This window comes from Desulforhopalus sp. IMCC35007, assembly GCF_005116575.1.
GTDB lineage: Bacteria > Desulfobacterota > Desulfobulbia > Desulfobulbales > Desulfocapsaceae > Desulforhopalus_A.
Genome location: NZ_SWCN01000074.1, coordinates 1 through 1235 on the forward strand (window position 1 = coordinate 1; position 1235 = coordinate 1235).

Genomic DNA, 1235 nt, shown 5'->3' on the forward strand with positions numbered 1-1235 from the left:
ACAGCACCTGCTGCAATGGCAGTGACCAGGGTTGGAGAATCGGCACCTAAGGTATCGCTGCCTGGTCCGGTTGTAATAACGTTGCCGAGAACTGGAGCCGTTGCATCTTCCTCCACAGAGTTTGCATCATCTGCAGCCTCAGGAGCGGTATCGATGATCTGGATATCCAGGGTATCGGTTGCGGTTTGACCGGTTACGTCAGTGACCTCGACCACAAACTGGTCGACAATATTGGTATCAGTAGCGTCGTGGGTTTCAGGATCGCCATCTTCCGTGTACTCGTAGGTGATCTCACCTGTGGCAGGATTGTAACCCGTAACAACGAGGGTACCTTCTGTGCCATTAATGGTAACAGGGTTGTTGGTTGCATCGGTAATGTCTGTGCCACCGATGGTGACTGTAGAAATACCGGCCTCTGCCCCAACAGTGATCGCCCCGTTAACGGTGTCACCGGAACCTTCAACCACACTGTTGTCGGCAGGAGTAACATCTGCATCCGCATCATCAATAGAGATGGTCGGCGCACCGTCGGTCAGGCCGTTTACATCGATGGTAAGGGTTGCTTCAGAGGTATCTCCATCAGCATCAGTAATGGTGTAGGTAAAGACATCCTGGATGGTGTCACCATCGTCAAGCGACTGTACATCCGGGTTGCTGTTATCAAGCTGGTAGCTGTAGCTGCCGTCTTCATTGAGAGTCAGGGTGCCGTATGCACCGGCAAGGGCGCTTCCGACAGTTCCGGTCACAGCACCTGCTGCAATGGCAGTGACCAGGGTTGGAGAATCGGCACCTAAGGTATCGCTGCCTGGTCCGGTTGTAATAACGTTGCCGAGAACTGGAGCCGTTGCATCTTCCTCCACAGAGTTTGCATCATCTGCAGCCTCAGGAGCGGTATCGATGATCTGGATATTCAGGGTATCGGTTGCGGTTTGACCGGTTACGTCAGTGACCTCGACCACAAACTGGTCGACAATATTGGTATCAGTAGCGTCGTGGGTTTCAGGATCGCCATCTTCCGTGTACTCGTAGGTGATCTCACCTGTGGCAGGATTGTAACCCGTAACAACGAGGGTACCTTCCGTGCCATTAATGGTAACAGGGTTGTTGGTTGCATCGGTAATGTCTGTGCCACCGATGGTGACTGTAGAAATACCGGCCTCTGCCCCAACAGTGATCGCCCCGTTAACGGTGTCACCGGAACCTTCAACCACACTGTTGTCGGCAGGAGTAACATC

At 53.1% G+C, this 1235-nt stretch carries 1 protein-coding gene; it reads right to left on the reverse strand.

The features are described 5' to 3' along the window. The coding region (locus tag FCL48_RS24655) for a VCBS domain-containing protein (RefSeq protein ID WP_205747826.1) at positions 1-1235 on the reverse strand (1235 nt) is incomplete at both ends.